Source organism: Asaia sp. SF2.1, assembly GCF_000505765.1.
GTDB classification, from domain to species: Bacteria; Pseudomonadota; Alphaproteobacteria; order Acetobacterales; family Acetobacteraceae; genus Asaia; species Asaia bogorensis.
This window is the reverse complement of sequence record NZ_AYXS01000051.1, coordinates 24,495-24,972: the sequence shown is the minus strand read 5'-3', so window position 1 is coordinate 24,972 and position 478 is coordinate 24,495. Positions and strand designations below refer to the sequence as shown.

Sequence of the window (478 nt, the reverse complement as noted above, 5' to 3'; positions counted from 1 at the left end):
CCTTCCGGGCGTTCCCGCCGCAGGGTGTCCAGACGGGCGCGAAGCCTCGTGCAGTATTCCGCCGGGCGAGCGAGGCCATCGACGTGATCCACGCGCAAACCGTCAATCAGGCCATCACGGTAGAGCTCGAAGACGAGTTTATGCGCGTCATCAAACACGTCCTTGCGGTCCATGCGCAGGGCCACCAGAGAGGTAACATCGAAAAACCGGCGCCAGTTGACCAGATCGCCTGCAACGCGCCACCAGGCCAGACGGTAGTGCTGCGCCTCGAGCAGGGCTTCCAGTCTCTCCCGCCCGCTTTTGCTGTCAGGGGTGATCAGCGCGTTGAGTTTCGCAAGGGTCTCATCGGTCATGGCCGATGCCCCTGCGCTTCCGGCCTCGGCAAGCAATGAGGCTTCGCTTTGTGCGGATAAAGGATAGAACTGATCGCCGTAATGGATGGCGAGATGGTTGGACGCCTCATGAAGCGCGATTTTCA

General features: G+C 61.1%; 1 pseudogene. It reads right to left on the bottom strand.

The features are described 5' to 3' along the window. A pseudogene (locus P792_RS37820) lies at nucleotides 1-478 on the bottom strand (malto-oligosyltrehalose synthase); the annotation flags it as partial.